At 62.2% G+C, this 23,061-nt stretch carries 26 protein-coding genes, 1 tRNA gene and 2 pseudogenes; 18 read left to right on the top strand and 11 right to left on the bottom strand.

Going from position 1 to position 23,061, the window contains the following annotated elements; all coding sequences use genetic code 11:
* Window positions 1–11 precede the first annotated feature (11 nt).
* The 4 genes and pseudogenes from JHX87_RS09530 to JHX87_RS09515 form a co-directional block, all read left to right on the top strand.
* A pseudogene (locus tag JHX87_RS09530) lies at window positions 12–376 on the top strand (transposase); the annotation flags it as partial.
* A gap of 2 nt (window positions 377–378) precedes the next feature.
* Entirely contained in the window at window positions 379–642 is a 264-nt protein-coding gene (locus tag JHX87_RS09525) for a hypothetical protein (RefSeq protein ID WP_271885353.1), read from the top strand.
* Between the two features lie 138 nt (window positions 643–780).
* A complete protein-coding gene (locus JHX87_RS09520) occupies window positions 781–903 on the top strand; it encodes a hypothetical protein (RefSeq protein ID WP_271885354.1) in 123 nt (40 codons plus the stop codon).
* Between the two features lie 16 nt (window positions 904–919).
* The gene (locus JHX87_RS09515; protein ID WP_271885355.1) at window positions 920–1,183 is read left to right on the top strand and encodes a hypothetical protein; all 264 of its coding nucleotides are present in this window, start codon (window positions 920–922) and stop codon (window positions 1,181–1,183) included.
* 91 nt (window positions 1,184–1,274) lie between these two features.
* On the opposite strand, the gene JHX87_RS09510 is transcribed toward JHX87_RS09515, so the two are convergent.
* The 3 genes and pseudogenes from JHX87_RS09510 to JHX87_RS09500 form a co-directional block, all read right to left on the bottom strand.
* The gene (locus tag JHX87_RS09510) at window positions 1,275–2,489 is read right to left on the bottom strand and encodes an IS256 family transposase (protein WP_272833666.1); all 1,215 of its coding nucleotides are present in this window, start codon (window positions 2,487–2,489) and stop codon (window positions 1,275–1,277) included.
* 67 nt (window positions 2,490–2,556) lie between these two features.
* A pseudogene (locus tag JHX87_RS09505) lies at window positions 2,557–3,141 on the bottom strand (hypothetical protein); the annotation flags it as partial.
* A 253-nt stretch (window positions 3,142–3,394) separates the two neighbouring features.
* Window positions 3,395–3,470, bottom strand: a tRNA-Lys gene (locus JHX87_RS09500).
* 93 nt (window positions 3,471–3,563) lie between these two features.
* On the opposite strand from JHX87_RS09500, the gene dapF reads away from it, so the two are divergent.
* The 5 genes from dapF to dxs all read left to right on the top strand — a co-directional run bounded on the left by dapF (window position 3,564) and on the right by dxs (window position 8,782).
* Window positions 3,564–4,394 (top strand): diaminopimelate epimerase, encoded by an 831-nt coding sequence (dapF, locus tag JHX87_RS09495; protein ID WP_271886411.1) that lies wholly within the window; start codon window positions 3,564–3,566, stop codon window positions 4,392–4,394.
* Window positions 4,391–5,644, top strand: coding sequence for a tRNA (N(6)-L-threonylcarbamoyladenosine(37)-C(2))-methylthiotransferase MtaB (mtaB, locus tag JHX87_RS09490; RefSeq protein ID WP_271886412.1), 1,254 nt, complete (start codon window positions 4,391–4,393; stop codon window positions 5,642–5,644). Before dapF ends, mtaB begins: the two co-directional genes overlap by 4 nt.
* A 94-nt stretch (window positions 5,645–5,738) precedes the next feature.
* Window positions 5,739–5,975 carry an exodeoxyribonuclease VII small subunit gene (locus JHX87_RS09485; protein WP_271886413.1) on the top strand — a complete coding sequence of 79 codons (237 nt, stop codon included), beginning with the start codon at window positions 5,739–5,741 and terminating at the stop codon, window positions 5,973–5,975.
* Window positions 5,975–6,838 carry a polyprenyl synthetase family protein gene (locus tag JHX87_RS09480; protein ID WP_271886414.1) on the top strand — a complete coding sequence of 288 codons (864 nt, stop codon included), beginning with the start codon at window positions 5,975–5,977 and terminating at the stop codon, window positions 6,836–6,838. The genes JHX87_RS09485 and JHX87_RS09480 overlap by 1 nt, the downstream gene beginning before the upstream one ends.
* A gap of 27 nt (window positions 6,839–6,865) precedes the next feature.
* Entirely contained in the window at window positions 6,866–8,782 is a 1,917-nt protein-coding gene (gene dxs, locus JHX87_RS09475; protein WP_271886415.1) for a 1-deoxy-D-xylulose-5-phosphate synthase, read from the top strand.
* Window positions 8,783–8,826: 44 nt separating this feature from the next.
* On the opposite strand, the gene fliP is transcribed toward dxs, so the two are convergent.
* The 4 genes from fliP to fliF are packed head-to-tail and all read right to left on the bottom strand — an operon-like array spanning window position 8,827 to window position 11,988.
* Window positions 8,827–9,540 (bottom strand): flagellar type III secretion system pore protein FliP, encoded by a 714-nt coding sequence (gene fliP / locus JHX87_RS09470; RefSeq protein WP_271886416.1) that lies wholly within the window; start codon window positions 9,538–9,540, stop codon window positions 8,827–8,829.
* A complete protein-coding gene (locus tag JHX87_RS09465) occupies window positions 9,537–9,794 on the bottom strand; it encodes a FliM/FliN family flagellar motor C-terminal domain-containing protein (protein ID WP_271886417.1) in 258 nt (85 codons plus the stop codon). Before JHX87_RS09465 ends, fliP begins: the two co-directional genes overlap by 4 nt.
* Window positions 9,782–10,345, bottom strand: a complete 564-nt coding sequence (locus JHX87_RS09460) for a hypothetical protein (protein WP_271886418.1) — start codon at window positions 10,343–10,345, stop codon at window positions 9,782–9,784. Before JHX87_RS09460 ends, JHX87_RS09465 begins: the two co-directional genes overlap by 13 nt.
* Before the next feature lie 8 nt (window positions 10,346–10,353).
* Window positions 10,354–11,988 (bottom strand): flagellar basal-body MS-ring/collar protein FliF, encoded by a 1,635-nt coding sequence (gene fliF, locus JHX87_RS09455; protein ID WP_271886419.1) that lies wholly within the window; start codon window positions 11,986–11,988, stop codon window positions 10,354–10,356.
* Window positions 11,989–12,046: 58 nt separating this feature from the next.
* On the opposite strand from fliF, the gene JHX87_RS09450 reads away from it, so the two are divergent.
* Genes JHX87_RS09450 through JHX87_RS09410 form a run of 9 tightly spaced genes read left to right on the top strand, consistent with a single transcriptional unit; the run spans window position 12,047 to window position 18,830 of the window.
* Window positions 12,047–12,514, top strand: coding sequence for a flagellar basal body-associated FliL family protein (locus JHX87_RS09450; protein ID WP_271886420.1), 468 nt, complete (start codon window positions 12,047–12,049; stop codon window positions 12,512–12,514).
* Window positions 12,511–12,864: a hypothetical protein gene (locus JHX87_RS09445; RefSeq protein WP_271886421.1), complete on the top strand. Its 354-nt coding sequence runs from the start codon at window positions 12,511–12,513 to the stop codon at window positions 12,862–12,864. The genes JHX87_RS09450 and JHX87_RS09445 overlap by 4 nt, the downstream gene beginning before the upstream one ends.
* Complete coding sequence (locus tag JHX87_RS09440; RefSeq protein WP_271886422.1) at window positions 12,857–13,399, top strand: MotE family protein; 543 nt, start codon at window positions 12,857–12,859, stop codon at window positions 13,397–13,399. Before JHX87_RS09445 ends, JHX87_RS09440 begins: the two co-directional genes overlap by 8 nt.
* 12 nt (window positions 13,400–13,411) lie before the next feature.
* A complete protein-coding gene (motA, locus tag JHX87_RS09435; RefSeq protein WP_271886423.1) occupies window positions 13,412–14,278 on the top strand; it encodes a flagellar motor stator protein MotA in 867 nt (288 codons plus the stop codon).
* Entirely contained in the window at window positions 14,275–14,556 is a 282-nt protein-coding gene (locus tag JHX87_RS09430; protein ID WP_272833665.1) for a hypothetical protein, read from the top strand. Before motA ends, JHX87_RS09430 begins: the two co-directional genes overlap by 4 nt.
* Entirely contained in the window at window positions 14,553–16,652 is a 2,100-nt protein-coding gene (locus tag JHX87_RS09425; protein WP_271886425.1) for a flagellar biosynthesis protein FlhA, read from the top strand. Before JHX87_RS09430 ends, JHX87_RS09425 begins: the two co-directional genes overlap by 4 nt.
* The gene (locus JHX87_RS09420) at window positions 16,649–17,407 is read left to right on the top strand and encodes a flagellar biosynthetic protein FliR (protein WP_271886426.1); all 759 of its coding nucleotides are present in this window, start codon (window positions 16,649–16,651) and stop codon (window positions 17,405–17,407) included. The genes JHX87_RS09425 and JHX87_RS09420 overlap by 4 nt, the downstream gene beginning before the upstream one ends.
* A complete protein-coding gene (flhB, locus tag JHX87_RS09415; protein WP_271886427.1) occupies window positions 17,404–18,465 on the top strand; it encodes a flagellar type III secretion system protein FlhB in 1,062 nt (353 codons plus the stop codon). Before JHX87_RS09420 ends, flhB begins: the two co-directional genes overlap by 4 nt.
* Window positions 18,459–18,830, top strand: a complete 372-nt coding sequence (locus JHX87_RS09410) for a hypothetical protein (RefSeq protein WP_271886428.1) — start codon at window positions 18,459–18,461, stop codon at window positions 18,828–18,830. Before flhB ends, JHX87_RS09410 begins: the two co-directional genes overlap by 7 nt.
* Here the strand turns inward: JHX87_RS09410 and JHX87_RS09405 are convergent.
* The 4 genes from JHX87_RS09405 to leuC all read right to left on the bottom strand — a co-directional run bounded on the left by JHX87_RS09405 (window position 18,824) and on the right by leuC (window position 23,034).
* Entirely contained in the window at window positions 18,824–19,891 is a 1,068-nt protein-coding gene (locus JHX87_RS09405) for an endonuclease/exonuclease/phosphatase family protein (protein WP_271886429.1), read from the bottom strand. The genes JHX87_RS09410 and JHX87_RS09405 overlap by 7 nt on opposite strands.
* Complete coding sequence (gene leuD / locus JHX87_RS09400; RefSeq protein WP_271886430.1) at window positions 19,882–20,487, bottom strand: 3-isopropylmalate dehydratase small subunit; 606 nt, start codon at window positions 20,485–20,487, stop codon at window positions 19,882–19,884. The genes JHX87_RS09405 and leuD overlap by 10 nt, the downstream gene beginning before the upstream one ends.
* An 18-nt stretch (window positions 20,488–20,505) precedes the next feature.
* Window positions 20,506–21,531, bottom strand: a complete 1,026-nt coding sequence (locus JHX87_RS09395; protein ID WP_271886431.1) for a patatin-like phospholipase family protein — start codon at window positions 21,529–21,531, stop codon at window positions 20,506–20,508.
* 72 nt (window positions 21,532–21,603) lie between these two features.
* Window positions 21,604–23,034 (bottom strand): 3-isopropylmalate dehydratase large subunit, encoded by a 1,431-nt coding sequence (leuC, locus tag JHX87_RS09390; protein WP_271886432.1) that lies wholly within the window; start codon window positions 23,032–23,034, stop codon window positions 21,604–21,606.
* Window positions 23,035–23,061 lie beyond the last annotated feature (27 nt).

The following is a 23,061-nucleotide window of genomic DNA, read 5'->3' as shown; positions in this document are numbered from 1 at the left end:
GCTACAAGACCATGAACTGGCCTGCCTATAATAAGTCGCTCAAGCGCCGCTGCTTGCGGACGATCTGGTCAACCCCGAGATGAGCCGGGAGGCCGCCCCGACATGCAGGCGTGGCCGCCAGCAGAGCTACAGCGTCTCCGCCATACAGACGTGCCTCGTGATGAATGTGCTGTTCGGCATGACGCTCAGGCAGACGACCGGCTTCGTCAAGAGCCTGCTGCGACTGGCTGGCCTCGACTGGACGGCGCCTGACTTCAGTACCCTGTCCCGCCGCCAGAAGACCCTGGCTGTGGACATCCCGTATCGCGGCTCCAAGGAGCCGCTGCAGCTGCTGATCGACAGCACCGGCATCAAGGTCGAGGGCGAAGGCGAGTGGGGTTGCTGACTGATTGGCAGTACCGATCCATGTGTATTGACCTGACCCAAAGAGGGTATCGAACCGGCGAGCCGGACGGGACCGATCGAGACAAATCGCGCGTCTGGAAGCAGGTTTTCGATCATCTCTGGCAGGAAGGTAAAACCAAGGACACGATTGCACGCACCTTGAATCTGCCCCTGGACGAAATTGAGAAGCTGACCTTCGGATTAGCCGCTGATCCCATTCGACCTCAAAAGGGCAGCCAGCTCCGGGTCGTTAAATAACGAATGATGGAAAGAAAAAATGAAGACGTGGCAAGAACAGATTCCAGGTTGCTTCGCAGGTATGACCGCCCCTTTTGCGATGCACCCCAACGATGAGAAAAGGGCGCGGGCCATGATGGAAACGATGCAAGAGAGGGGGTGAGCTGGAGCGAAGCCGAGGCCGCAATACGCGACTACCTGACAGCCCAGAACGTCACCCAAGACGAAATGCGCAAACAGATGCAGCGGGTGGAAGAACGACTGAAGCCCTGGTTGTCGTGAAGCTGGCTGAACAATAATGGCGAAATTGACACGGGCAACCTTCAGCCATCCTGACGAAGATGAGCAGATCGAACTTCTGGGCGATCTGGCGGAGCAGTATCTCAAGGAGATCGAGCAACACCGGGATTCAGCCTGTCAGCATCCTAAAACGGAGTTGCGCGAGAAAGTTGTCTCTGGCGGTGGCATCCAATGTAAACGTCAATGTGTGGTTTGCGGTGCGCCGGTTGGCAGCGCCCTGAAAAAGCAGACCGGCTTCCGGGTGACGCCCAAGGCGATGTAAACGGCCTTGTTTTTGACCATCCGGCTGTCAGCATCGGGGTGTGTCTGAAACTCTGTGTATCTGATGTGGCCCATGCGGTTTTCAGATACGTTCAGGCGTCGAAGCGCCCTGCGAACATTATGGCCAGCTGATTGCGGGCCGCAACCCATTCCCGGACCGCGCGGCCGCCCTTTTCGAAGTTGCGGATGGCGAGGAAGATCAGCTTCGTTGCGGCCTCCTCGGTTGGGAACGAGCCCTTGGTCTTCAGCGTTTTCCGCAGCACGCGGTTCAGCGATTCCACCGCATTCGTGGTGTAGATGATCTTCCGGATCGCCGCGCTGAAGGCGTAGAGCGGGGTCACTTCCGCCCATGCCCGGCGCCAGGCCGGGGCGATGGATGGGTATTTCCCGGCCCATTTCTCCTCGAAGGCACCCAGTTGGCGGGCGGCCTGCTCAGCGGTGGGGGCCTCGTAAATCGGGCGCAGGTCGGCCGCCACGGCCTTGCGGTCCTTCCAGCTGCAGAAGTTCATCGAATGCCGGATCAGGTGAACGATGCAGGTCTGGACCGTGGTCTCGGGGAAGGCCGCAGTGATGGCCTCGGGGAAGCCCTTCAGCCCGTCCACGACCGCGATCAGGATGTCCTGAACGCCCCGGTTGCGCAGCTCATTCATCACCGACAGCCAGAACTTCGCGCCCTCGTTGTCGGCGATCCAGAGCCCCAGAACCTCGCGATCCCCTTCCCGGGTGACGCCCAAGGCGATGTAAACGGCCTTGTTTTTGACCATCCGGCTGTCAGCATCGCGGATCTTCACGCGCAGGGCATCGAAAATGACGATCGGATACATCCGGTCCAGCGCCCGGTGCTGCCACTCGCGGACCTCGTCCAGCACGGCATCCGTGACGCGGCTGATCAGGTCGGGCGAAACCCGCAGGCCGTAAAGATCTTCCAGGTGGGCCTGGATGTCCCGAACCGACAGCCCAGCAGCGTAAAGCCCGATGATCTTGTCATCCACCCCATCGATCCGGGTCTGGCCCTTCTTCACCAGCTCGGGCTCGAAGCTGCCCTCCCGGTCTCGCGGCACCGAAAGCGGCACCTCGCCGTCCGAGCCCTTCACCCTCTTCGTCGCGATCCCGTTCCGGCGGTTGGTCTGCTCAGCCGGCGGCTCCGCACCAGCCTCATAGCCCAGATGTGCCGTCAACTCGGCCCCGAGCATCCGCTCCATCAGCCGGATCTTCAGTTCCTTCATCAGTCCGGCGTCGCCCAGCAGATCCTCAGGCCGTTTGCAGCCTTTCAGCAGCTCGTCCAGCAGTTCGTTCGAAATCGTCATGGTCCTTGCTCCTCTCAGGAAGCATGGACCCAATCAGCCATCCACAGAAGACCGGACACTCTCACATGAGCGGCCGCAGCACGTAGGATGAGAATGCGACCATCTCTCGCCAACCCGCAGTATGCCAGTCTTGTGTCTCACCGTAGAAGGCTTCGAACAAGGCGGCCTCGGTCGTGCCCTGATCCGCTTCTACATTGATCACGTTCATCCAAACGTCCCATTTTCCGAAAGGACGGTCGTCGAAGCGCGCATAGGACGCGTGATCGACCTGGAACACAAAGTATGGGATCAACTCGGCAAACAGGCGGCCAGGCACTTGCGCCAGCTCTGCGCCGCGTTTGGTCAGCCGAAACTCATCCTTGAAATGACGCCCCAAGCGCAGGGAAATCAGCAGGAAGTGCAGAAGCTCAAGCGGTGGGAACTCATATTCGTTGATCACCTTGTTGTAGCGGAACATTTCTTCCGCGCTTTTGCCCGGCCAATTGAAATGCTCGACAGCCCAATGGACGAAGGTGCGCTTGAAGGCCTTGGTCTGGGTCAGCCCGATTGATCCGTGCTCCTGCACATAGTGCAGGGTCAGGAGAGCGCCCCGAAGCAACGGAGAATGCGCGAGATCGGGATGGTCATCGGCGAGAGTACGAAATTCGATCATGACGGGATGGTGCCATGCCTCGTGCTGCAATTCCACAAAGTCCGTGGCGCTGACGGCTGGCCGTTGCTGGATTGGTCACCTGCGCTGTAGGGCGTTCGACCGGTTGTAGCACGAACCATCCAAGCGCGAGTCGCCGTCCCGATAACCATGTGATACCACGCTCAACCGGGCGAATGACCAAACTTAGTGACCATAATGACCAAAAACATGACCCGAATGGTCAAACATCACGAGTCGTCACAATAATGATAAGTGGTGAGCCCGACAGGATTCGAACCTGTGACCCACTGATTAAAAGTCAGTTGCTCTACCAACTGAGCTACGGGCCCAACGAGGGGCTTCCTAGGCAAGCTGGCCGGGGGCGTCAAGCAGAAAAATGAACGCTACTGGCAGAATCGAGAATTCCGACCTATATGCGCGGAATGAGTTATATTCAGCAGGCCGGACTGCCTTTTGCGAAGATGCACGGGCTGGGCAATGATTTCGTCGTGATAGATCTGCGTGGCGGGGGTGACCCTCCTGCGCCGCCGCTGGTTGCGCGGCTGGCCGATCGGAATCAGGGCGTCGGTTTCGACCAGCTGGCGACCTTTGAGACCTGTGAAGATGCCGATGCGCGGTTGCGGTTCTGGAATGCGGATGGCTCTGTCAGCGGTGCCTGCGGCAATGCCACGCGCTGCATCGCGCGGGTGTTGCTGGATGAGACCGGGCAGGCCTCTTTGCGGTTGCGGACCGATCACGGGATTCTGCTGGCCGAAGATGCCGGTGGCGGCCTGACGCGCGTGAATATGGGGCCTCCGGTTCTGGACTGGCGTGCGATCCCTCTGGCCCGCGAGGTGGAGATCGACCATCTGCCGATTGAGGGGGATCCGGTGGCGACGGGGATGGGCAATCCGCATATGACCTTTTTCGTCGAGGATGCGCAGGCCGTCGATCTGGCCGCTTTCGGTGCGGCGATGGAACATCATCCGCTTTACCCCGAGCGCACGAATGTCGAGATCGTTCAGGTCCTGTCGCGCGATGAAGTCCTGCTGCGCATCTGGGAGCGGGGGACGGGGGCGACGCTTGCCTCGGGCTCCTGCTCTTGCGCGGCGGTGGTGGCTGCTGCGCGGCGTGGGCTGACGGAGCGGCGGGTGCGGGTGAATGTGCCGGGCGGCATGCTGACCATCGACTGGCGCGAGGATGGCGTCTGGATGGAGGGGCCGACCGCGCATGTCTTTTCGGGCGTGCTGACGCCCGAATGGCTGTCCGCATGAGCGCGCCGGTCTTTTCCACGCTGGGCTGCCGCCTGAATGCCTATGAGACCGAGGCGATGCGCGAAATGGCCGAGGCTGCGGGCCTGTCGGGGGCGGTCGTGGTGAATACCTGCGCCGTCACGGCCGAGGCTGTGCGCAAGGCGCGGCAGGAAATCCGCCGCCTGTCGCGGGAAAATCCGGGCGCACCGGTCATCGTCACAGGCTGCGCGGCCCAGACCGAGCCCGAAACCTTTGCCGCCATGCCGGAAGTCACCAAGGTGATCGGCAATCATGAAAAGATGCAGCCGCAGACCTGGGCCAGCCTGCAGGCCCCCGATCTGATCGGCGAGACGGAAAAGATCCGCGTTGATGACATCATGTCGGTCAGGGAAACGGCGGGCCATCTGATCGACGGCTTTGGCCGACATCGCGCCTATGTGCAGGTGCAGAACGGCTGTGACCATCGCTGTACCTTCTGCATTATCCCCTATGGTCGTGGAAATTCGCGCAGCGTCCCGGCCGGTGTCGTCGTCGAACAGATCAAGCGGCTGGTTCAGCGCGGATTCAATGAGGTGGTCCTGACCGGGGTCGACCTGACCTCATGGGGCGCCGATCTGCCCGGCGAGCCGAGGCTGGGCGATCTTGTCATGCGGATCCTGCGGCTGGTTACCGATCTGCCGCGCCTGCGCATCAGCAGCATCGATTCGATCGAGGCGGATGAAAACCTGATGCTGGCCATCGCGACCGAGCCCCGGCTGATGCCGCATCTGCATCTGTCGCTGCAGGCGGGGGACGACATGATCCTGAAACGGATGAAGCGCCGTCATCTGCGCGACGATGCCATCCGCTTTTGCGAAGAGGCGCGCAGCCTGCGACCCGATATCGTCTTTGGTGCTGATATCATTGCCGGTTTCCCGACGGAAACCGACGAGATGTTCGACAATTCCCTGCGGCTGATCGGGGATTGCGGACTGACCTTCCTGCACGTCTTTCCCTATTCCGCCCGCAAGGGCACCCCTGCCGCGCGTATGCCCGCCGTCAAGGGGCCGGTGGTCCGCGAACGCGCCGCGCGGCTGCGCGAGGCGGGCGATCGGGCATTGCAGGCGCATCTGGAGGCGCAGGTCGGCGTCGAACATCGTGTCCTGACCGAAGGCCCGCGTCTGGGCCGGACCGAGCAATTCACCGAGGTGGCCTTTTACAGCGATCAGCCGGAAGGGGCGCTGATGTCCTTGCCGATCCGTGGCCATGACGGCCAGCGGCTGATGGGCTGATCTTGACCTGCGATCCGGTGGCAACTGCCGCCCGGGATGGCTATGATCCGCCAAATTCGGGGCCGAGGCCCCGCCGACCTCAAGGAGCGAAGCTATGAGCGAAAAAAAGAAGCTGTCCTTCGAAGACGCCATGCGCGAACTGGAAGCCACCGTCGGCAAGCTGGAAACCGGCGAAGCGACGCTGGAAGAATCGATCAAGCTGTACGAACGCGGCGCCGAGTTGCGCAAACTTTGCGAGGATCGCCTGCGCGAGGCTGAAGAGCGGGTCGAAAAGATCACGCTGTCGGCCAATGGCCAGCCGACGGGAACGGAACCGGCCGAGGGTCTGTAATGGAGGCGCGGCTGACGCAGGTCAAAGCGCTGGTTCAGCAGGCGCTGGATCAGTCGCTTGCGGATTTGCCTGCGGGGGATCTGCGCGATGCGATGGCCTATGCGGTGACGGGCGGCAAGCGGCTTCGCGCTTTTCTTGTGATGGAATCTGCCCGGCTGCACGGGATCTCGGACCAGGCGGCCCTGTCTGTCGCCGCCGCGGTCGAGGCGCTGCATGCCTATTCGCTGGTCCATGACGACCTGCCTGCGATGGATGACGACGATCTGCGCCGTGGTCAGCCGACGGTGCATGTCCAGTGGGACGAAGCCACCGCCATACTGGCCGGGGATGCGCTGCAAACGCTGGCTTTTCAACTGCTTGCAGATCCGCGCATCGGCACGGCAGAGGCGCGTTTGCGTCTGATCGCGGGATTTGCGCGCGCGGTTGGTGCGCAGGGCATGGTCTGGGGGCAGGCGCTTGACATCGCGGCCGAGGCTGCCTCGGAACCGCTGGATCTGCAGGCCATCACCCGGCTGCAGGATGGCAAGACCGGTGCGCTGATCCGCTTTGCCGCCACGGCCGGGCCGCTGATCGCGGATGCGGACACCGCGCCGCTGGATGATTATGCCCGTGCGCTTGGTCTGGCCTTTCAGATCGCCGATGACATTCTTGACGTGACCGGCAGCGAAGACGTGACCGGCAAGCGCGTCGGCAAGGATGACGCGGCGGGCAAAGCCACCTTCGTTTCGCTGCTGGGTCTGGATCAGGCGCGCGCGCGCGCCGAGGCCCTCGTGCAACAGGCGGAGGGCGGCTTGTCGCCCTATGGCGAGGCCGCAGGAAACTTGCGTGATCTTGCGCGTTTCGTTATCGAACGCGACACCTGATGACAGCCCGGCCGGAGGGCCAGCCAAATGAATGACCGCCCCAAGACGCCGATCCTCGACCGCGTCAATCTGCCCTCCGATCTGAAGGGGCTGAGCGATGCAGAGCTTCGCCAGCTGGCCGATGAGCTGCGCAGCGAAACCGTCAGCGCGGTCAGCGTAACGGGTGGCCATTTGGGGGCAGGGCTTGGCGTTGTTGAACTGACCGTCGCGCTGCATGCGGTGTTTGACACGCCGCGCGACAAGATCATCTGGGATGTCGGCCACCAATGCTATCCGCATAAGATCCTGACCGGGCGGCGCGACCGCATCCGCACGCTGCGGATGGGTGGTGGTCTGGCCGGATTCACCAAGCGCGCGGAAAGCCCCTATGACCCCTTTGGCGCGGGGCACAGCTCTACCTCGATCTCTGCAGCGCTTGGCTTTGCGGTGGCGCGCGATCTGGGCGGGGATCCGGGCGACGCGATTGCCGTGATCGGCGATGGCTCGATGAGTGCCGGCATGGCCTATGAGGCGCTGAACAATGCGGGCCATCTGGGCAAGCGGCTGATCGTGATCCTGAATGATAACGAAATGTCGATCGCGCCGCCGGTTGGGGCGATGTCGTCCTATCTGACGCGGCTTTACACGGGCGGTCCGTTTCAGGAATTGAAGGCGACAGCGCGGGGGGCGGTAGGCCTGCTGCCAGAACCCCTGCAAGAGGGCGCGCGCCGGGCCAAGGAAATGCTGAAGGGCATGGCCGTCGGTGGCACCTTGTTCGAGGAATTGGGCTTTTCCTATATCGGTCCGGTGGACGGGCATGATCTGGACCAGCTTCTGCCGCTGCTGCGGACGGTGAAGTCGCGGGCCACCGGGCCGGTGCTGATCCATGCGGTGACGCGCAAGGGCAAGGGCTATGGCCCCGCCGAAAACGCCGCCGACAAGGGCCATGCCACGGCGAAATTCGATGTCGTTACCGGCCAGCAGGCCAAGGCGAAATCCAATGCGCCCAGCTATACCTCGGTCTTTGCCAAGGCGCTGATTGATGAGGCGGGCCGTGACGACAGGATTGTCGGCATCACCGCTGCCATGCCCGACGGCACAGGGCTGAAGCAATTCGCCGAGCGTTTTCCGCGCCGCAGTTTTGACGTCGGCATCGCCGAACAGCATGCGGTGACCTTTTCCGCAGGTCTCGCGGCGGGCGGGCTGAAGCCGTTCTGTGCGATCTATTCGACCTTCCTGCAGCGCGGCTATGATCAGATCGTCCATGATGTTGCCGTGCAGGGCCTGCCCGTTCGCTTCGCCATCGACCGTGCCGGTCTGGTGGGGCAGGATGGTCCGACCCATGCCGGGGCTTTCGATACCGCATTTCTGGCAAACCTGCCCGGCATGGTGGTGATGGCCGCCGCCGATGAGGCGGAACTGATGCATATGGTTGCCACCGCCGCCGCCTATGATGACGGCCCGATCAGCTTCCGTTTTCCGCGCGGCGAAGGCACCGGTGTCGACCTGCCCGAACACGGTCAGATCCTGCCGATTGGCAAGGGCCGCATCGTGACGCAAGGAAAGGGTGTCGCGATCCTGTCCTTCGGTACCCGCCTGTCCGAGGTGTCGAAGGCGGCCGAGGCACTGTCCTCGCGCGGGATCAAGCCGACCATTGCGGATGCGCGTTTCGCCAAGCCGCTTGACCGCGATCTGATCCTGAAACTGGCGCGCGGCCACGACGCGCTCATCACCATCGAAGAGGGCGCCGTGGGCGGCTTCGGCAGCCATGTCGCCCAGCTTCTGGCGGAAGAGGGCGTCTTTGATCACGGGCTGAAATACCGCTCGATGGTGCTGCCGGATCGTTTCGTCGACCATGATGCGCCGGTTGCGATGTATGACAGCTCGGCACTGAACGCCGCGCATATCGAGGCCAAGGTCTTGAGCGTGCTGGGAATCGAAGCGCTCTCGGATCGCCGCGCCTGAATGATGCGCATTTGGTATCGGACAGGGTCAAACCCCTGTCCGGCCTACTGATAGCTTCTGACCAATGCACCGGCAATCATGCCCCAGCCGTCGACCACGACGAAAAACGCCAGCTTGAAGGGAAGCGAGACCACCACCGGTGGCACCATCATCATCCCCATCGACATCAGCACGGCCGAGACGACCAGGTCGATGATCAGAAATGGCAGCGCGACCAGAAAGCCGATCTCGAAGGCGCGCTGAATCTCCGACAGCATGAAAGAGGGGATGATCACCGACAAACGCTGGGCCGGATCGCCCACACCGGGCGCGATTTCTGCTAGATTTTGAAGTGTCGCCGGATCGGTGCGCGCGATCATGAAGGACTGAAACGGACGGATGCCAAGCTGGATGGCTTCGGCAATGTCGATCTGCCCGTCGCGAAGCGGCGCGCCGGCGACGCGCCAGGCTTCCTGCAGCACCGGATCCATGATGAACCAGGTCAGAAAGAGCGCCAGGCTGACGATCAGCATATTTGGGGGCGATTGCTGCAGGCCAAGCGACTGTCGCAAGATCGACAGAACCGTCACGATGAAGGGAAAGCAGGTCACCATGATTGCGATGCCCGGCGCCAGCGACAGCGCGGTCAGCGCCGCGACAAGCAGGACGGCATTCTGGCCCAAACCCTGGCCCGCAGCCTGATCCAGCCCGGCCAGACTTTGCGCCAGCGCGGCCGATGGCAGGACCAGCAGCAGGCAGATGATCAGACAGCGGATCACGCGACTTCCGATGCCCCCAGAATACGCACGCACAACCGTTGCTCCGGCGACCCGTCCCCGGTCAGTTCGCCGCGCGCGATGACCTTGTCTCCCACGCAGATCTCGACACCGTCATCGATGGTCTGGTCCAGCAGCAGGACGTCATCCGCCGTCAGCGCGGAAAGTTGTGCGACGGTCCGGCGGGTCCGGCCCAGGCGGATGGTGACCTCGACCTGAATATTGTCGGTGTCGATCAGATGTTTCAGTGCGTCCATGTCGGGTCCTCAAGCTTCAGTTCGGAAATCATGTGGCGGATATCCTCAGCGATCTTTTGTGGGCAAAGCTCGACCCGACCGCCTTGCAAGGACAGGCTGATCTTGTCGGATTGCGTGTCGATCAGTTCGACCTCTTCGATACCCGCCTCTGACAGGCATTTTTCCACAGTTTCGCGCAGCCGCGCGTTGCAGGAAATGACGGCACGCAGCGGGGTAGCCAGTTGCGACAGCCGCAGCAATTCGTCCTTCAATATGCTTTCCAGCCGTTGCGATGTCTGGGCGGGCAGCAGACATTCCAGCATCTGTTCGAGGATCGGCGTTAGTGAGATCACAGCCTCCTGACGCAGTTCTGCGCGCCGGATCTGATCATCGCGCAGGCAAAGACGAAGCTGCTCCAGGCCTGCCGCGAGGCCGCGGATATCTTCGTCCTCCTTTCGGGACAGTCCCTCGCTCAGACCGTCGGCATAGGCCTTATCGACCGCCTCGCGGGTGAAAGTGACCATGGCGCCCTGATGGGTCAGCGCGGATGTGAAGGATTCCAGTTTGAACATGGCAAGGCTCAATGCGCGTTCTCCTTGTTGTCGATCCAGCCGGACAGAACCTTGACGCTTTCGTCATGGCGTTCCCGCATCATGCTGCGAAGCCTGGCGACCGGATCTGCCGAGGGCAGGGCTAGCGGTTCCGGCTCGCGCGGTTCTGGCGCGATCAGGGTGCTGGCCGGGCTGGGCTGGGCATCGTCGGTTTCGATAACGCCGGTCAAGGCAGGTTCGGCTGGCGAGGAATCGTCCAGCATGGGCTTGCCCGGTGCGGCATTTCGTATCTTCAGGATCGGGCGCAGGATCATGAAGATCATGGCCATTGCAAAGAACCCGATCAGCAGGATCCGCAGCAGCCCGTTCGGCTCCAGACGGTCAAGCAAGCCGGTCTGCGCGGCCGTGCCATCTTCTCCCAGCGCGGCGAAGGGCAGGGACTTGACCGTAATCTGGTCGCCGCGAGATTCGTCGTAACCCACCGCGGATGCGACCAACTCACGCAGGGTCTGAAGCTCGGCATCCGAACGCGGGACGATTTCCGTCTCGCCACTGGCATTGGTCTGCGCGACACCATTCAGAAGCACGGCGACCGTGAGCCTGCGGATCGTGCCGGGTTGACGAGATACCTCTCGGGTAACGTGGCTGACCTCGTAATTCGCCTGCTGGCGATTTTCCGACCGCGCGGATTGAGTCTGGTCGCCCTGTGCATCCTGACCGTCGGGCAAATTGGACGCAGCCGTGACAGCCCCCGATCCCGATGAGTTGCTTTGATCCGACGTTTCTTCCGTCACCTGCGAAATCAAAGCACGCTGGTCGGGGTCGAAGCGCTGCTCGGTCAGCAGCTCCGTCTCGGTCACGAGGTCCAGATTCAGGCCCACGATCGCATTTCCCGTGCCGACATGCGGTTCAAGAATCCGTTCGACATTGCGCTTCATGTCGGCCGCGCGATCCGCGCCGGTGTCATCTTCCGAGGCGGCGACGATCCCGCGCTGCGTATCAATGACGGTCACGCTGTCGGGCATCATGCCGGGAACGCCCGACGAGACCAGATATTTCAGCGCAACCGCCTGATCGCGGCTGATCGCCTGGCCATTGGTCGTCAGCGTGACAGAAGCATTGCCCGTCACGTCCCGCCGGTATCCGCGCCCGGCTTCAACAGCCAAATGCACGCGCGCCGATTTCACATTGGGCAGCGCCAGAATGGTGCGTGCCAGCTCTCCTTCCTTTGCGCGCCAATAGGCGGCGTCGAACATCTGCGACGTGGTGCCGAAACCGGACATTCCGTCCAGCAATTCATACCCCATGCTGCCCGCGGCGGGCAGGCCCTGCGCGGCCAGTTCCATGCGCAGACGGTCGCGCTGCGATGTTTCAACCCAGATCGCATCGCCGCGCACCTCATAGGGCACACCGCTGCGTTCCAGACCGGCGACCACTTCACCCGCCTGCGCCGCATCCAGCCCGCCATAGATCATTGACATGTTAGGCCGACTCGCGATCCAGGCAAAACTGAAAATAGCTAGAAATGTCGCCAGAAATGCACCGGCCAGGATCGCTTTCTGCTGAGAGCTTCGCTCACTCCAATAGTCCTGCAGTTTTTGCAAAACCGTTCCTTTCGAATCGTCGTCAGGTTCCGTTGTCCTGTCATCAATGGCATGGCGCACATTAATATTTGGTTAGTCGCACAGTGCTAATTCCGTCTTATCAGGACGGAGAATCACCATGACTGACGTCGCCCTGGACCCTGCAGAGCAGGTCCCGAAAAAAAAGCGAAAGCTGATCCCCATTCTCGTCGCCGTTGCCCTGGCGGGCGCGGGCTTTGCGTCAACCTATATGGGATTTTGGACGCCGTCCGCTCTGCTCGTCTCTGATGGGGCGAAGAAAGAGCCTTCGTCAAAACCGGCTTTTGTCGAGGTTCCGCCCCTGGATCTGAGCATCGCCGGTAGCCGGCTGAACCTTTGGCTGGCAACCAGCATCGAAACCGATGAGGCCTATAAAAAGGATGTCGAGGCGCAGATGCCGCGTGTGCTGGACGCCTATACGATCTTTCTTACTGCTATCGACCCGGCTGCCTATGACAAGCGCGGCGTGCTGGAAATCATTCGCGCCGAGCTTCTGTCGCGGACGCGACAGGCCCTTGGCGAGGACATGGTCAATGACCTGCTGATTACGGAGTTTCGCTTAAAATGAGTGTAGAATACCTCTTTCAGGCCGTGCTGGTCATGGCCTCCGTCGGACTTGCCTTCTTCTGTCTGATCCTGTCGCGGCGGTTGCGGCGGCTGAATGATCTGGAAACCGGGCTTGGAGGTGCGATTGCCGTCATGGCAGCCGAGGTGGATCGGCTGGAAGTCGCGATGCGCGCCGCGCGCGACGACGCGACCGAGGCCGGCGAGGCACTGACCCAAAGCATCACGGCAGCCCGGAAAGAGCGCGCGCTGTGGGATTTGCGACAGAAGATCGATCGCGCGGCTGCTAGTCCGGAAACGACGGTCGTTGCGACGCGGCGTTTGCGCAAACGTGTGGAAAATGCGCATGCGTAGGTCCTGGCTCTCCCTTTTAATGGCGGGCTTTGCCCTGCCTGCCGCGGCGGTTCTGTGGAAGTCGCAGGATGCGTCCCGGTTCTTCGCTGCCTTTGCCGAGCCGCCGGGGCTCTTGCAGGGCTGCACGGATGTGCCAGAGGCGATGACGCTGGCGACCGAATTGCGCGACAGGGCCCTGCGTGTCGAGCGCTACATGCAATCGATCGACGAAAAGAAGGCCGAACTTGCCGCCGCCGAACGCGCTCTGGTTGTTCGATTGGGTGAGTTGCGGGCACAGAAAGACGGGATCCGCGCGCGGCGCAGCAATGACACCTCTGCGGTACGCAGCGACATCGACCGGCTCGTCGCGGTCTATGACCAGATGAAGCCGACAGAGGCCGCCGCCGTGCTGAGCAATCTGCCCGCCGATTTCGCGGCCGAGATCCTGATGCGCGTCCAGCCCGAAAACGGCGCAAGGATCATCGCCTCGGTCGAGCCTCGACAGGCTGCCCTGCTGACCGCCCAGATGGGCGCTCGCAATCTTCGCAAGCGGTAAGGAGAAAATTCCATGTTCGGTTTCGTAGGAATCTTCCTGACCCTGGCGATGGTCTTTGGCGGCTATATTCTGGCGGGCGGCAAGATGGGCGTGATCACCCATGCGCTGCCATTCGAGATGATGATGATCATGGGGGCGGCGATCGGCTCTTACCTGCTGTCGAATGACAGTCACGTGCTGAAACACACGGTTGGTGGCCTGATCCAGGCCTTCAAAGGGCCGAAATGGAAGGAAAGCGACCATCAGGATGTGCTTTGCCTGATGTTTCAGTTGCTGCGCATCGCCCGCGAAAACCCCGTCGCGCTGGAACAGCATATCGAGACGCCCAACGAATCCGATATCTTCGCGGCCTATCCCCGGCTGCTTGCGGATCATGACGTCGTCTCGCTGATCGCTGACACCTTGCGCTCGATCAGTCTGAACTATGACGACCCTTATCAGGTCGAGGAAATGATCGGCCAGCGCCTGTCCATCCTGCGGGAAGAGCGGATGCATGTGCCCCACGCCCTGCAGACCATGGCGGATGCCTTGCCCGCCCTGGGCATCGTTGCGGCGGTTCTGGGCGTTATCAAGACGATGAGTTCGATTGACCAGCCGCCAGAGGTTCTGGGCAAGATGATCGGCGGCGCGCTGGTGGGAACCTTCCTGGGGGTTTTCCTCGCCTATGGTTTTGTTGCGCCGCTGGCCAACCGCCTGAGCGGTGTCGTGAAGCAGGATCTTGGTTTCTTCGATGTGATCAAATCCGTGCTGATCGCCGGGTTGCACCAGCACGCGACGAATCTTTGTGTCGAGGTCGGCCGCCAGGCGGTGCCAGAGCATGTCCGGCCCAGCTTTGACACGCTGGAAAGCGCATTGCGCGATCTGAAGAAGGCGGCGTGATGTTTGGTGCCGCGATCCTGTCCGTAGGCCTGCTGAACTCGGCGGTCGCAGAGCTGCCTTTGCTGCCTGATGCGGCGGCCTATGCCGAAACCGCAAGTGGCTGGCTGCTGGACGGTCGCACGCTGCCCCCCGACTACCGTGTCACGCTTCTGGAAATGTCGCCAGAGGCGCGGCTGCAAACGTTGATTTTCCTGCGTCGCGTGGGCCTGCTTCAGGCCGATGGATGGGCGCTGCAGGACATCTTGCGCCCCGCCATCCCTGCTGAGGTGACCGAATGAAAGCCGTTGGCGCGATAGTCGCGAAATCTTCGCGCGGGCTGGACGCCTCACTGATGGTGACGGGCGCGCTGGTGCTGATCGTGATTTCGCTGGTCATCCCGCTCCCGCCGGGGCTGCTGGATTTCGGGATCGCCCTGTCCATCGCGACAGCGACTCTGGTTCTTGTCATGGCCTCTCTGGTCGAAAAGCCGACCGATTTTCAGGCCTTCCCGGTTCTGCTTCTGGTCAGTCTGGTGATCCGTCTGTCTCTGAACGTCTCCTCGACCCGCCTGATCCTGACCGAGGGCCATAATGGCACCACGGCCGCGGGCAATGTCATCAACGGTTTTGCCAATTTCGTCGCGGGCGGGTCGCTTTTGGTGGGTCTGACGGTTTTTGCCGTGATTTCGGTGGTGAATTTCATGGTCATCACCAAGGGGTCAGGACGTATGGCCGAGGTCGCAGCCCGCTTTGCGCTGGATTCGCTGCCGGGCAAACAGCTTGCGATTGACGGAGATCTGAATGCAGGTGCCATCGACCATCAGGAAGCCAAGCGCCGTCGCACGCAGGAGCAGCGCGAAATCAGCTTTTTCGGATCGCTGGATGGCGCATCGAAATTCGTCAAGGGCGATGCGATTGCAGGTATCGTCATCACCATCATCAATCTGCTGATCGGGTTAAGCGTCGGGGTCGTCGTGCACGGGCTTCCGGTCTTGGAAGCGATGTCGACCTATTCCCATCTGACGATCGGCGACGGACTGGTGACGCAGATTCCGGCGCTGATTACCTCGATGGCGGCGGCGCTGCTGCTGTCCCGGGGCGGCGCGACCGATACGACCGCGCAGCTGATGTCGGGACAATTGCTGCGGAGCTGGCAGCCCGCCGCGGTTGTGGCCGCTGCGATGCTGATCATGTCGCTGATACCGGGCATGCCCAGGCCGCTGTTTCTGTCGATGGCTGCACTCATGGCGATCGTCGCGTTTCTGGTCGCGAGGCGACAGCGGCAGGAGGAGGACTCGATTCCCGACCTGCCGGTCGAGGAAAAAGCCACGCGACCGGCTGCGCGGATCGGGGATGTTCTGGATACGGATGAGGTCAGCGTCGAGATCGGTCCGGATCTGGTCCTGATCGCGCTGGATCAGGCGCGCGGTCTGGGCAGCCGGATTGCAAATCTTCGTATCCACATCGCCCGCAGCTACGGTTTGATCCTGCCGGATGTGAGGATCACCGATATGGATGATCTGCCCGCTGGCAGCTATCAGATCCGTGTGCATGGCGTGGTGCGGGGCCGTGGCCTGCTGCGCCCGAAAGAGGTGCTGGCGCTTGGTCCAGACAGCGTTCTGAAATCCCTCTCGGGCGCGCCGGTGAAAGAGCCCGTCTATGACAGCCCCGCGCTGTGGATTTCTCCGGATCATCAGGATGAGGCCGCGACCTGCGGAGCCACCGTGGTCAGCCCGATGGAGGTGCTGTCGACCCACCTGATGGAGGTGGTCAAAAGCAATCTCCCCGCGCTGATGACATTGGGCGCGATGCAGCGGCAGATAGATGAGCTGAAGTCGCTGTCCGACTCGGGGCGCGCGGAACGCAATCGCCGCTATTTTGAGGGGATGATCCCGGACAAGGTGACGCCGGAAGCCCTGCTGACGATACTTCGCGCCCTGCTGGAAGAGCGTGTCTCGATCCGCAACCTGCCGCTGATCCTGGACGCCATGGCCGAATTCCGCAGCATCGAGTCGCTGGAAACCCAATATGAAATGGTGCGCAAACGTCTGCGCGGCCAGATCTCTCAGCAGCATGCGGATGATCTTGGCCAGATCCGCGCCTTGCAACTGCACCCGGCATGGGAGGCTGATTTTGTCAGGTCTGACAGCGAAATCGGCAGGCCGGGCGCCGGGGCAATGACACCGCAACTGTCCCAGAAACTGCTGGAACAGACGCGCCGTGCGCTGGCCAGGTCCGAGCCGCTTCTGCGGCCCGTTCTGGTCATTCCAGACCATCGCCGACGCATGATCCGCGCGGTGCTTGGGGCGAATGGCATCGCCATCCCTGTCATCGGCTTCGAGGAAATCGATCCCGGAATGGATCTGCAATTCGTCGGCACGGTCGAGGCCGCATGACCTGGCCCCAGCTTGTCGCGACCTTCCCGGGATTGGATTGGACGCTGTTGCTGGTCTATCTGCGCGTTCAGGCCTTCGTCATGGCGCTGCCTGCATTGGGCGAGCGCGTGATCCCGGTGCGCGTCCGCGTTGCCATCGCCATGGCGCTTTCGCCGTTGCTGGCGGCGGCTGTCACCAAGGTCGCGATGCCCGACGGTCCGGCCCTGATGTTGTCGCAGGCGGCAGGCCAGATGGTCATCGGCCTGTCGGCGGGGATGCTGCTGCGCCTTCTGGCGCTGTCCATCGACATTGCCACCTCGGCCATAGCCGCCACGGCATCGCTGTCGCAGATCGTCGGTGGCCAGAACGAGGCCGCGCCCCATCCGATCGGGAACATGCTGCATCTGGGCGGGGTCGCGATCCTGATGGCGCTGGGCGCGCCGGTGATGATGGTGCAGTTGATGGCCGATAGCTTCCTGCTGTGGCCGATCGGGACCTGGCCGGATGCGGGCATGATGATGTCCGAAGCCGTCCGCGTTCTCAGCTACAGCTTTGGCCTGGCGATGCTGCTTGCGGCGCCTTTCTCACTGGGTGGGTTCCTGTTTCAGGCTCTTTCCGGGGTTGTCAATCGCGTGATGCCCGCCTTGCCGGTTGTCTTCATCGGCTCGCCCATTGCCGTCCTGATGGCGCTGGCCGCGCTGGCGATCCTTGCGCCGATGTTGATCGGTATCTGGAGCGATGCAGTTCTGAGCTTTACCCTGCCGAGGTCCGGATGAGCGAAGAGAACGACGACAAACCATTCGAGGCCTCGGAACAGAAGCTGCAACGGGCACGTGAAAAGGGGGATATCGCGCGCTCTACCGAGTTGAACGTGGCGGCCATGTATCTGGGCGCGGCCTTGGCCTTTGGTCTGGCGGCGAGCTTTGCCGTCAAGCGCTGGCTGTCCATGACCAGCCGTGCGGTCGGGGTCGAGGGTTGGGCGCCGGATGCCACCTTTATGACCGCCCGCGCCATCGGAAGCTTTGCGGGCTGGGCGACGGTGGGGCTGGCCACGGTGCCCGCGATCGCGATCCTGATCTGTCTTGTGCTGCAGCGCGGGCTTGTCTTTGCGCCGCAAAAGCTGGCGCCGGATATCAAGCGGATCAACCCTGTCTCGAATGCGAAGCAGAAATTCGGGATCTCTGGTCTGGTCAATTTCGGCATCTCATTGTGCAAGGTGACGCTGGTCTGCATCGGCGGCTGGCTGATGTTTCGCGCGCTGCTGGACCGGCTGGCGGGCAGCGCGATGGGCGGTGGTCGCTGGGTCGGCGATCTGGGGCTGATCCTGGGGCGGGTGCTGTTGATGGCGCTGGCGATCTCGGTCGTGATCGGGGCGGTTGATATGGGCTGGCGCTGGTTCGATCACCGGCGCAAGAACCGGATGACGCGCAAGGAGATGGAGGATGAATACAAGGAGAACGAGGGCGATCCCCATCTGAAGGCCGCGCGTCGCCAGAAAGCCATCGATATGGCGACCAGGCAGATGCTGGCGGATGTGGTCAAAGCCGATGTGATCATCGTGAACCCCACCCATTATGCCGTGGCGCTGGAATGGAAGCGGGGCAGCGGCAAGGCGCCTGTCTGCCTTGCCAAGGGCGTGGATGAGGTCGCGGCCCGGATCCGCGAACGCGCAAAGGACCACAAGGTGCCGATCTGGTCGGATCCGCCTTGTGCAAGGGCCATCCATGCCACGGTCGATATCGGCCGTGAAATCCGGCATGAACATTTCGCGGCGGTGGCTGCGGCGATACGATTTGCAGAGCAGATGCGGCAGAAGGCCAGAACGGGATGGTGAATAAGCGGGATCAGTTGAAGATGCTGGAGCGGATCGCCCGGATCAAGGCGGATCTTGAATTGAAGAAATTCGCCGCCTTCAACCAGCATATGGTTCAGGCCAGGCAACGGGCCGAGGCCCTGCAGATGGCCATGACGCAAAGCTATCGCAGCACCGCGCCGCTGCATTTGTCCGAGGCCCGGATGGCCAATGCGCAGGCGGGCCGCAGCGCGCGCGAGCTGCGTTATGCGCAGCGTGAGATCCTGCGCCTGCAACCCAAATTCGAGGCCGCCCGCAAGGATGCCGTGCGGGAATTCGGACGGGCAGAGGTGCTGTTGACCTTGGCCGACAAGCATCGGCCCAAGGGGCCGGGGGACGTCTATTGAAGGGTGGCAGGTGCTGCGGAGTCTTCTGCGGGCGTCAGATCCAGATCGACCCAGACAAGACGATGATCGGAGGCAAGACCGACCAGTTGACCCGGATCACTATCGGGCAGAGGCCACAGCACGCCACTGTCCAGCACGCGCAGGCCCTTGGCGGGCAGCACGTAATCCACCCGCAGATTGCCGGGTCCGGCCTCGTCGAACTGCGCGGTGTCCAGCGCAGGATCGCCGCGATGCGCGGCATTCGCGCCAAGTTGCGGGGGCTGATAGGCGCCCTGGGGCAGGGGATCCCGGGCGTGTTGCAGAAGGGCGGTGATGGCCCCGGCCCGGCCTTCACCATCGACCGGATCGAGATTGATCTTGCCCAGCATGACGAAGGGCGCATCGGGCAGGCGATCCAGCCAGACGACCGCTTCATCATGGTTGCGGCGGCCGTTGCGATCCTCTGCGCCGTCAAAGACCGGCGGCGTGGCGGCCCATGCCAGAAGATGCAGCGGGCCATCCGGCGTGGTGATCTGCACATTCCAGTGATTGGTTGACGACAGGCGCTGGATCGCGGCGACCTCTGGCGAGACAGGCGGCATGATGTTGCCCGGAAAATCTTTCCATAGATCGGATGAGTAATCCACGACCTGATCTATTGGCAGCCGCGACAGGACGGCCATGCCGTTTTGTCCCGAAAACTGTCCAAAGCCCTGCGCGTCCTCGGCCCGTCCGCTGCGGCCATCGCCGTTCAGGTCCAGACCCGTGGCGATCCCGCGATTGGGCCGGGCGGTGAAGCGATACTGCATCTGATGCCCCGCCTTCGCCAGAACCGCGCCAAAGGCCGACAGCGCGCGACCGTCCAGATCCCAGTCGATGCCGGTCAGCAGTATCACATCCGGCGCAGCCGCCGCGATGACCTGCGCCGCCGCGCTGACCTGCGGATCGCCCTTTTCGATATCGCGCAGCAAAAGCCCCGGCCCCTTGCGTGACAGGCCGGGATCATAGGTGGCGATGCGGACCGGCTCGGCCAGGGCGGGCAGGCCGATCAGCGCCGCAATGGCAAGAAGCCTCAGATCCAAGGGCGCGCCTGCGACATCCGCTCTTCAAAATCCTCGATGGCCGGAGCCTTTTCCATGGTCAGGCCGATATCGTCCAGCCCGTTCAGCAGGCAATGCTTGCGGAAGGGGTCGATGTCGAAATGAAATTCCTGCCCGTCCGAGGTGCTGACCGTCTGCGCCTCAAGGTCCACGGTCATGCGGGCATTTGCGCCCTTTTGCGCATCATCCATCAGCACATCCACCGCCTCTTGCGGCAGGGTGATGGGCAGGATGCCGTTCTTGAAGCAATTGTTGAAGAAAATATCGGCGAAGCTGGTCGAGATGACGCAGCGGATGCCGAAATCCAGCAGGGCCCAGGGCGCATGTTCGCGGGACGATCCGCAGCCGAAATTGTCACCGGCCACCAGGATCTGCGTCTGGCGATAGGCGGGTTGGTTCAGCACGAAATCGGGGATCTCGTTGCCCTCGCGGTCATAGCGCAATTCATCGAACAGGTTCACCCCAAGGCCCGAGCGTTTGATGGTTTTCAGGAACTGCTTGGGGATGATCATATCGGTGTCGATATTGACCAGCGGCATGGGCGCGGCGATACCTGTAAGGGTCGTGAATTTGTCCATTTAACTCTCCTTCAAACGCTACCAGCTGTTGACCAGAGCGACAGCGTCTTGCCATTGCGAACTGTTGATTGCAGCGTCGATTGCCTGCTGCATGTAATGATAATCCTGCGCGCTGTAGCCGTCCAAGGGGACTTCAGCGGGCAGCGGCGGATTGATCCGCACCATTTTGCCATTGGGGATGATTCCGGCGATATCGGCGATATTGTTGGCCGACAGATCGAACATCATGCCGAGCAGCGGCGTTGCCGGAACGCCATCAGACGCGGTGGGCCAAAGCCAGCGTGTGACACCCCAACTCAGCGGATCGCCGACGGCCTTTTCCGAAATCGCCACCGGCGTCGATCCTGTGCCGAAGGAAAGGACCTCGATCTCGGATAAGGTCGCCGCGCGACCGCTGGCCAGTGCGACAAGCACGCCGTTCAGGACAGGATTATTGGCGAAAGTGCCGCCGTCCGCGAAAAAGCCGAGGCCGGGAATATTGTGTGGCGGGAAATAGGTCGGGGCCGCTGAGGTCGCAAGGGCGGCGTTCAGCAGCGAGATGTCAGAGTAATCGGCCTGTATGCCGCAATTGTTCAGATAGGCCGGGGTCCAGCTGCCTCCTGCGGGATCGCCGTTATCCAGCCGCGCCGCGTTAATGACCAGCAGCTTGTCCGTGATGTCGCCGAAGGTGGTTTGACCCAGATAGGGCAGCAATGTGTCATGCAGCCCATTGGCGGTATATTGGCATTCAAAAATGCCCGGCCCAGCAAGGGGCTGTTGCGCCAACTGTGCAACCTGCCGCGACTTTTCGGCGTTTCGCGCAAAATAAGCGCTGTTTTCGGTAAATATCTTCCCGGCGTCGTTTTCATATATCGAGACCATCGTATCGATCGAGACCTTCGCCGCGAGCGCGATCGAGATGAGCCCGCCGGTCGAGGTTCCGGCATAGCCGTCGATATTATCCAGAAGCTTGCCGCCTGTGTCCTTGTTCAGCCGGGCAATGAGCGTCGAAGAGATATAGCCGCGGATCCCGCCGCCGTCGCAAGAGAGAAGCCGGAAAGTCATCGGTCATCACCTTTCAAATTCACGCGATAGAAGTGGCACCAAGGGTATCACATCTATCGCGCGAACTGATGTTCAGACCGCAGGGGCGGCCGCGAAGTCGCGGATATCGACCAGGTGGCCTGTCACGCCGGCCGCCGCCGCCATGGCAGGCGACATCAGATGGGTGCGGCCCTTGTAGCCCTGACGTCCTTCGAAGTTGCGGTTGCTGGTCGCCGCGCAGCGTTCGCCGGGGGCCAGCTGGTCCGGGTTCATCCCCAGACACATCGAGCATCCCGCCAGACGCCATTCGAACCCGGCATCCTTGAAGATCTGGTCCAGCCCCTCTTCCTCGGCCTGCGCGCGCACGAGGCCGGACCCCGGAACCACCATGCCCCGCACCCCATCGGCCAGCTTGCGGCCCCGCAGCACATCGGCCGCAGCGCGCAGATCCTCGATCCGGCCATTGGTGCAGGATCCGATGAACACCGCATCAATGGCGATCTGGGTCAGCGGGGTGCCTGCCGTCAGGCCCATGTAATCCAGCGCGCGGCGCGCGGCCTCGACCTTGCCGCCGGTAAAGCTGTCGGGGGCGGGCACATCGGCGGTGATGGGCAGGGCGTCTTCGGGGCTGGTGCCCCAGGTGACGGTGGGGGCGATATCTTCGGCCCGCAGGGTCACGACCTTGTCCCAATGCGCATCGTCATCGCTGTAAAGCGTGCGCCACCAGGTCAGCGCGGCCTCCCACTGGGCGCCCTTGGGCGCATGTGCGCGGCCTTTGACATATTCGAAGGTGGTTTCATCCGGCGCGATCAGACCGGCGCGGGCGCCGCCCTCGATGGCCATGTTGCAGATGGTCATGCGGCCTTCCATCGACAGGTTGCGGATCGCCTCTCCGCTATATTCGATGACATAGCCGGTGCCGCCCGCCGTGCCGGTATGGCCGATGATCGCCAGCACGATATCCTTGGCGGTGACGCCCGGCGCAAGGCGGCCGGTGATTTCGACCTTCATATTCTTCGATTTCTTCTGGATCAGCGTCTGCGTGGCCAGAACATGTTCCACCTCTGACGTGCCGATGCCATGGGCCAGCGCCCCGAAGGCGCCATGCGTGGCGGTATGGCTGTCGCCGCAGACGACGGTCATGCCGGGCAGGGTCCAGCCCTGTTCCGGGCCGACGATATGGACGATGCCCTGCCGGATGTCGTTGACCGGATAGTAATGCACGCCGAATTCGCGGGCATTCTTGTCCAGCGCATCGACCTGGATACGGCTTTCCTCATTATCGATGCCGTTCTGCCGGTCCCAGGTGGTCGGCACGTTGTGATCGGGCACGGCGATGGTGCGCTCGGGCGCGTGGACCTTGCGGCCGGTCATCCGCAGCCCCTCGAAGGCTTGCGGGCTGGTGACCTCGTGGACCAGATGGCGGTCGATATAAAGCAGGCAGGTGCCGTCTTCGGACCGGTCAACCACATGGGCGTCCCAGATCTTGTCATATAATGTGCGTGCTGCGGCTGTGTTCGTCATGGCTGTAGCTTTCGGCTGTGATGTAGG

This window comes from Paracoccus fistulariae, from assembly GCF_028553785.1.
Taxonomy (GTDB): domain Bacteria; phylum Pseudomonadota; class Alphaproteobacteria; order Rhodobacterales; family Rhodobacteraceae; genus Paracoccus; species Paracoccus fistulariae.
This window is presented reverse-complemented; position numbering and strand designations above follow the sequence as displayed.

Bases quoted from the DNA above. Each gene is read 5' to 3' on its own strand.
- JHX87_RS09515 (WP_271885355.1), top strand. From the start codon at position 920: ATGGCGAAATTGACACGGGCAACCTTCAGCCATCCTGACGAAGATGAG.
- JHX87_RS09510 (WP_272833666.1), bottom strand. From the start codon at position 2,489: ATGACGATTTCGAACGAACTGCTGGACGAGCTGCTGAAAGGCTGCAAA.
- dapF (WP_271886411.1), top strand. From the start codon at position 3,564: ATGAGTTATATTCAGCAGGCCGGACTGCCTTTTGCGAAGATGCACGGG.
- mtaB (WP_271886412.1), top strand. From the start codon at position 4,391: ATGAGCGCGCCGGTCTTTTCCACGCTGGGCTGCCGCCTGAATGCCTAT.
- JHX87_RS09485 (WP_271886413.1), top strand. From the start codon at position 5,739: ATGAGCGAAAAAAAGAAGCTGTCCTTCGAAGACGCCATGCGCGAACTG.
- JHX87_RS09480 (WP_271886414.1), top strand. From the start codon at position 5,975: ATGGAGGCGCGGCTGACGCAGGTCAAAGCGCTGGTTCAGCAGGCGCTG.
- dxs (WP_271886415.1), top strand. From the start codon at position 6,866: ATGAATGACCGCCCCAAGACGCCGATCCTCGACCGCGTCAATCTGCCC.
- JHX87_RS09465 (WP_271886417.1), bottom strand. From the start codon at position 9,794: ATGGACGCACTGAAACATCTGATCGACACCGACAATATTCAGGTCGAG.
- JHX87_RS09460 (WP_271886418.1), bottom strand. From the start codon at position 10,345: ATGTTCAAACTGGAATCCTTCACATCCGCGCTGACCCATCAGGGCGCC.
- JHX87_RS09450 (WP_271886420.1), top strand. From the start codon at position 12,047: ATGACTGACGTCGCCCTGGACCCTGCAGAGCAGGTCCCGAAAAAAAAG.
- JHX87_RS09445 (WP_271886421.1), top strand. From the start codon at position 12,511: ATGAGTGTAGAATACCTCTTTCAGGCCGTGCTGGTCATGGCCTCCGTC.
- JHX87_RS09440 (WP_271886422.1), top strand. From the start codon at position 12,857: ATGCGTAGGTCCTGGCTCTCCCTTTTAATGGCGGGCTTTGCCCTGCCT.
- motA (WP_271886423.1), top strand. From the start codon at position 13,412: ATGTTCGGTTTCGTAGGAATCTTCCTGACCCTGGCGATGGTCTTTGGC.
- JHX87_RS09425 (WP_271886425.1), top strand. From the start codon at position 14,553: ATGAAAGCCGTTGGCGCGATAGTCGCGAAATCTTCGCGCGGGCTGGAC.
- JHX87_RS09420 (WP_271886426.1), top strand. From the start codon at position 16,649: ATGACCTGGCCCCAGCTTGTCGCGACCTTCCCGGGATTGGATTGGACG.
- flhB (WP_271886427.1), top strand. From the start codon at position 17,404: ATGAGCGAAGAGAACGACGACAAACCATTCGAGGCCTCGGAACAGAAG.
- JHX87_RS09410 (WP_271886428.1), top strand. From the start codon at position 18,459: ATGGTGAATAAGCGGGATCAGTTGAAGATGCTGGAGCGGATCGCCCGG.
- leuD (WP_271886430.1), bottom strand. From the start codon at position 20,487: ATGGACAAATTCACGACCCTTACAGGTATCGCCGCGCCCATGCCGCTG.
- JHX87_RS09395 (WP_271886431.1), bottom strand. From the start codon at position 21,531: ATGACTTTCCGGCTTCTCTCTTGCGACGGCGGCGGGATCCGCGGCTAT.
- leuC (WP_271886432.1), bottom strand. From the start codon at position 23,034: ATGACGAACACAGCCGCAGCACGCACATTATATGACAAGATCTGGGAC.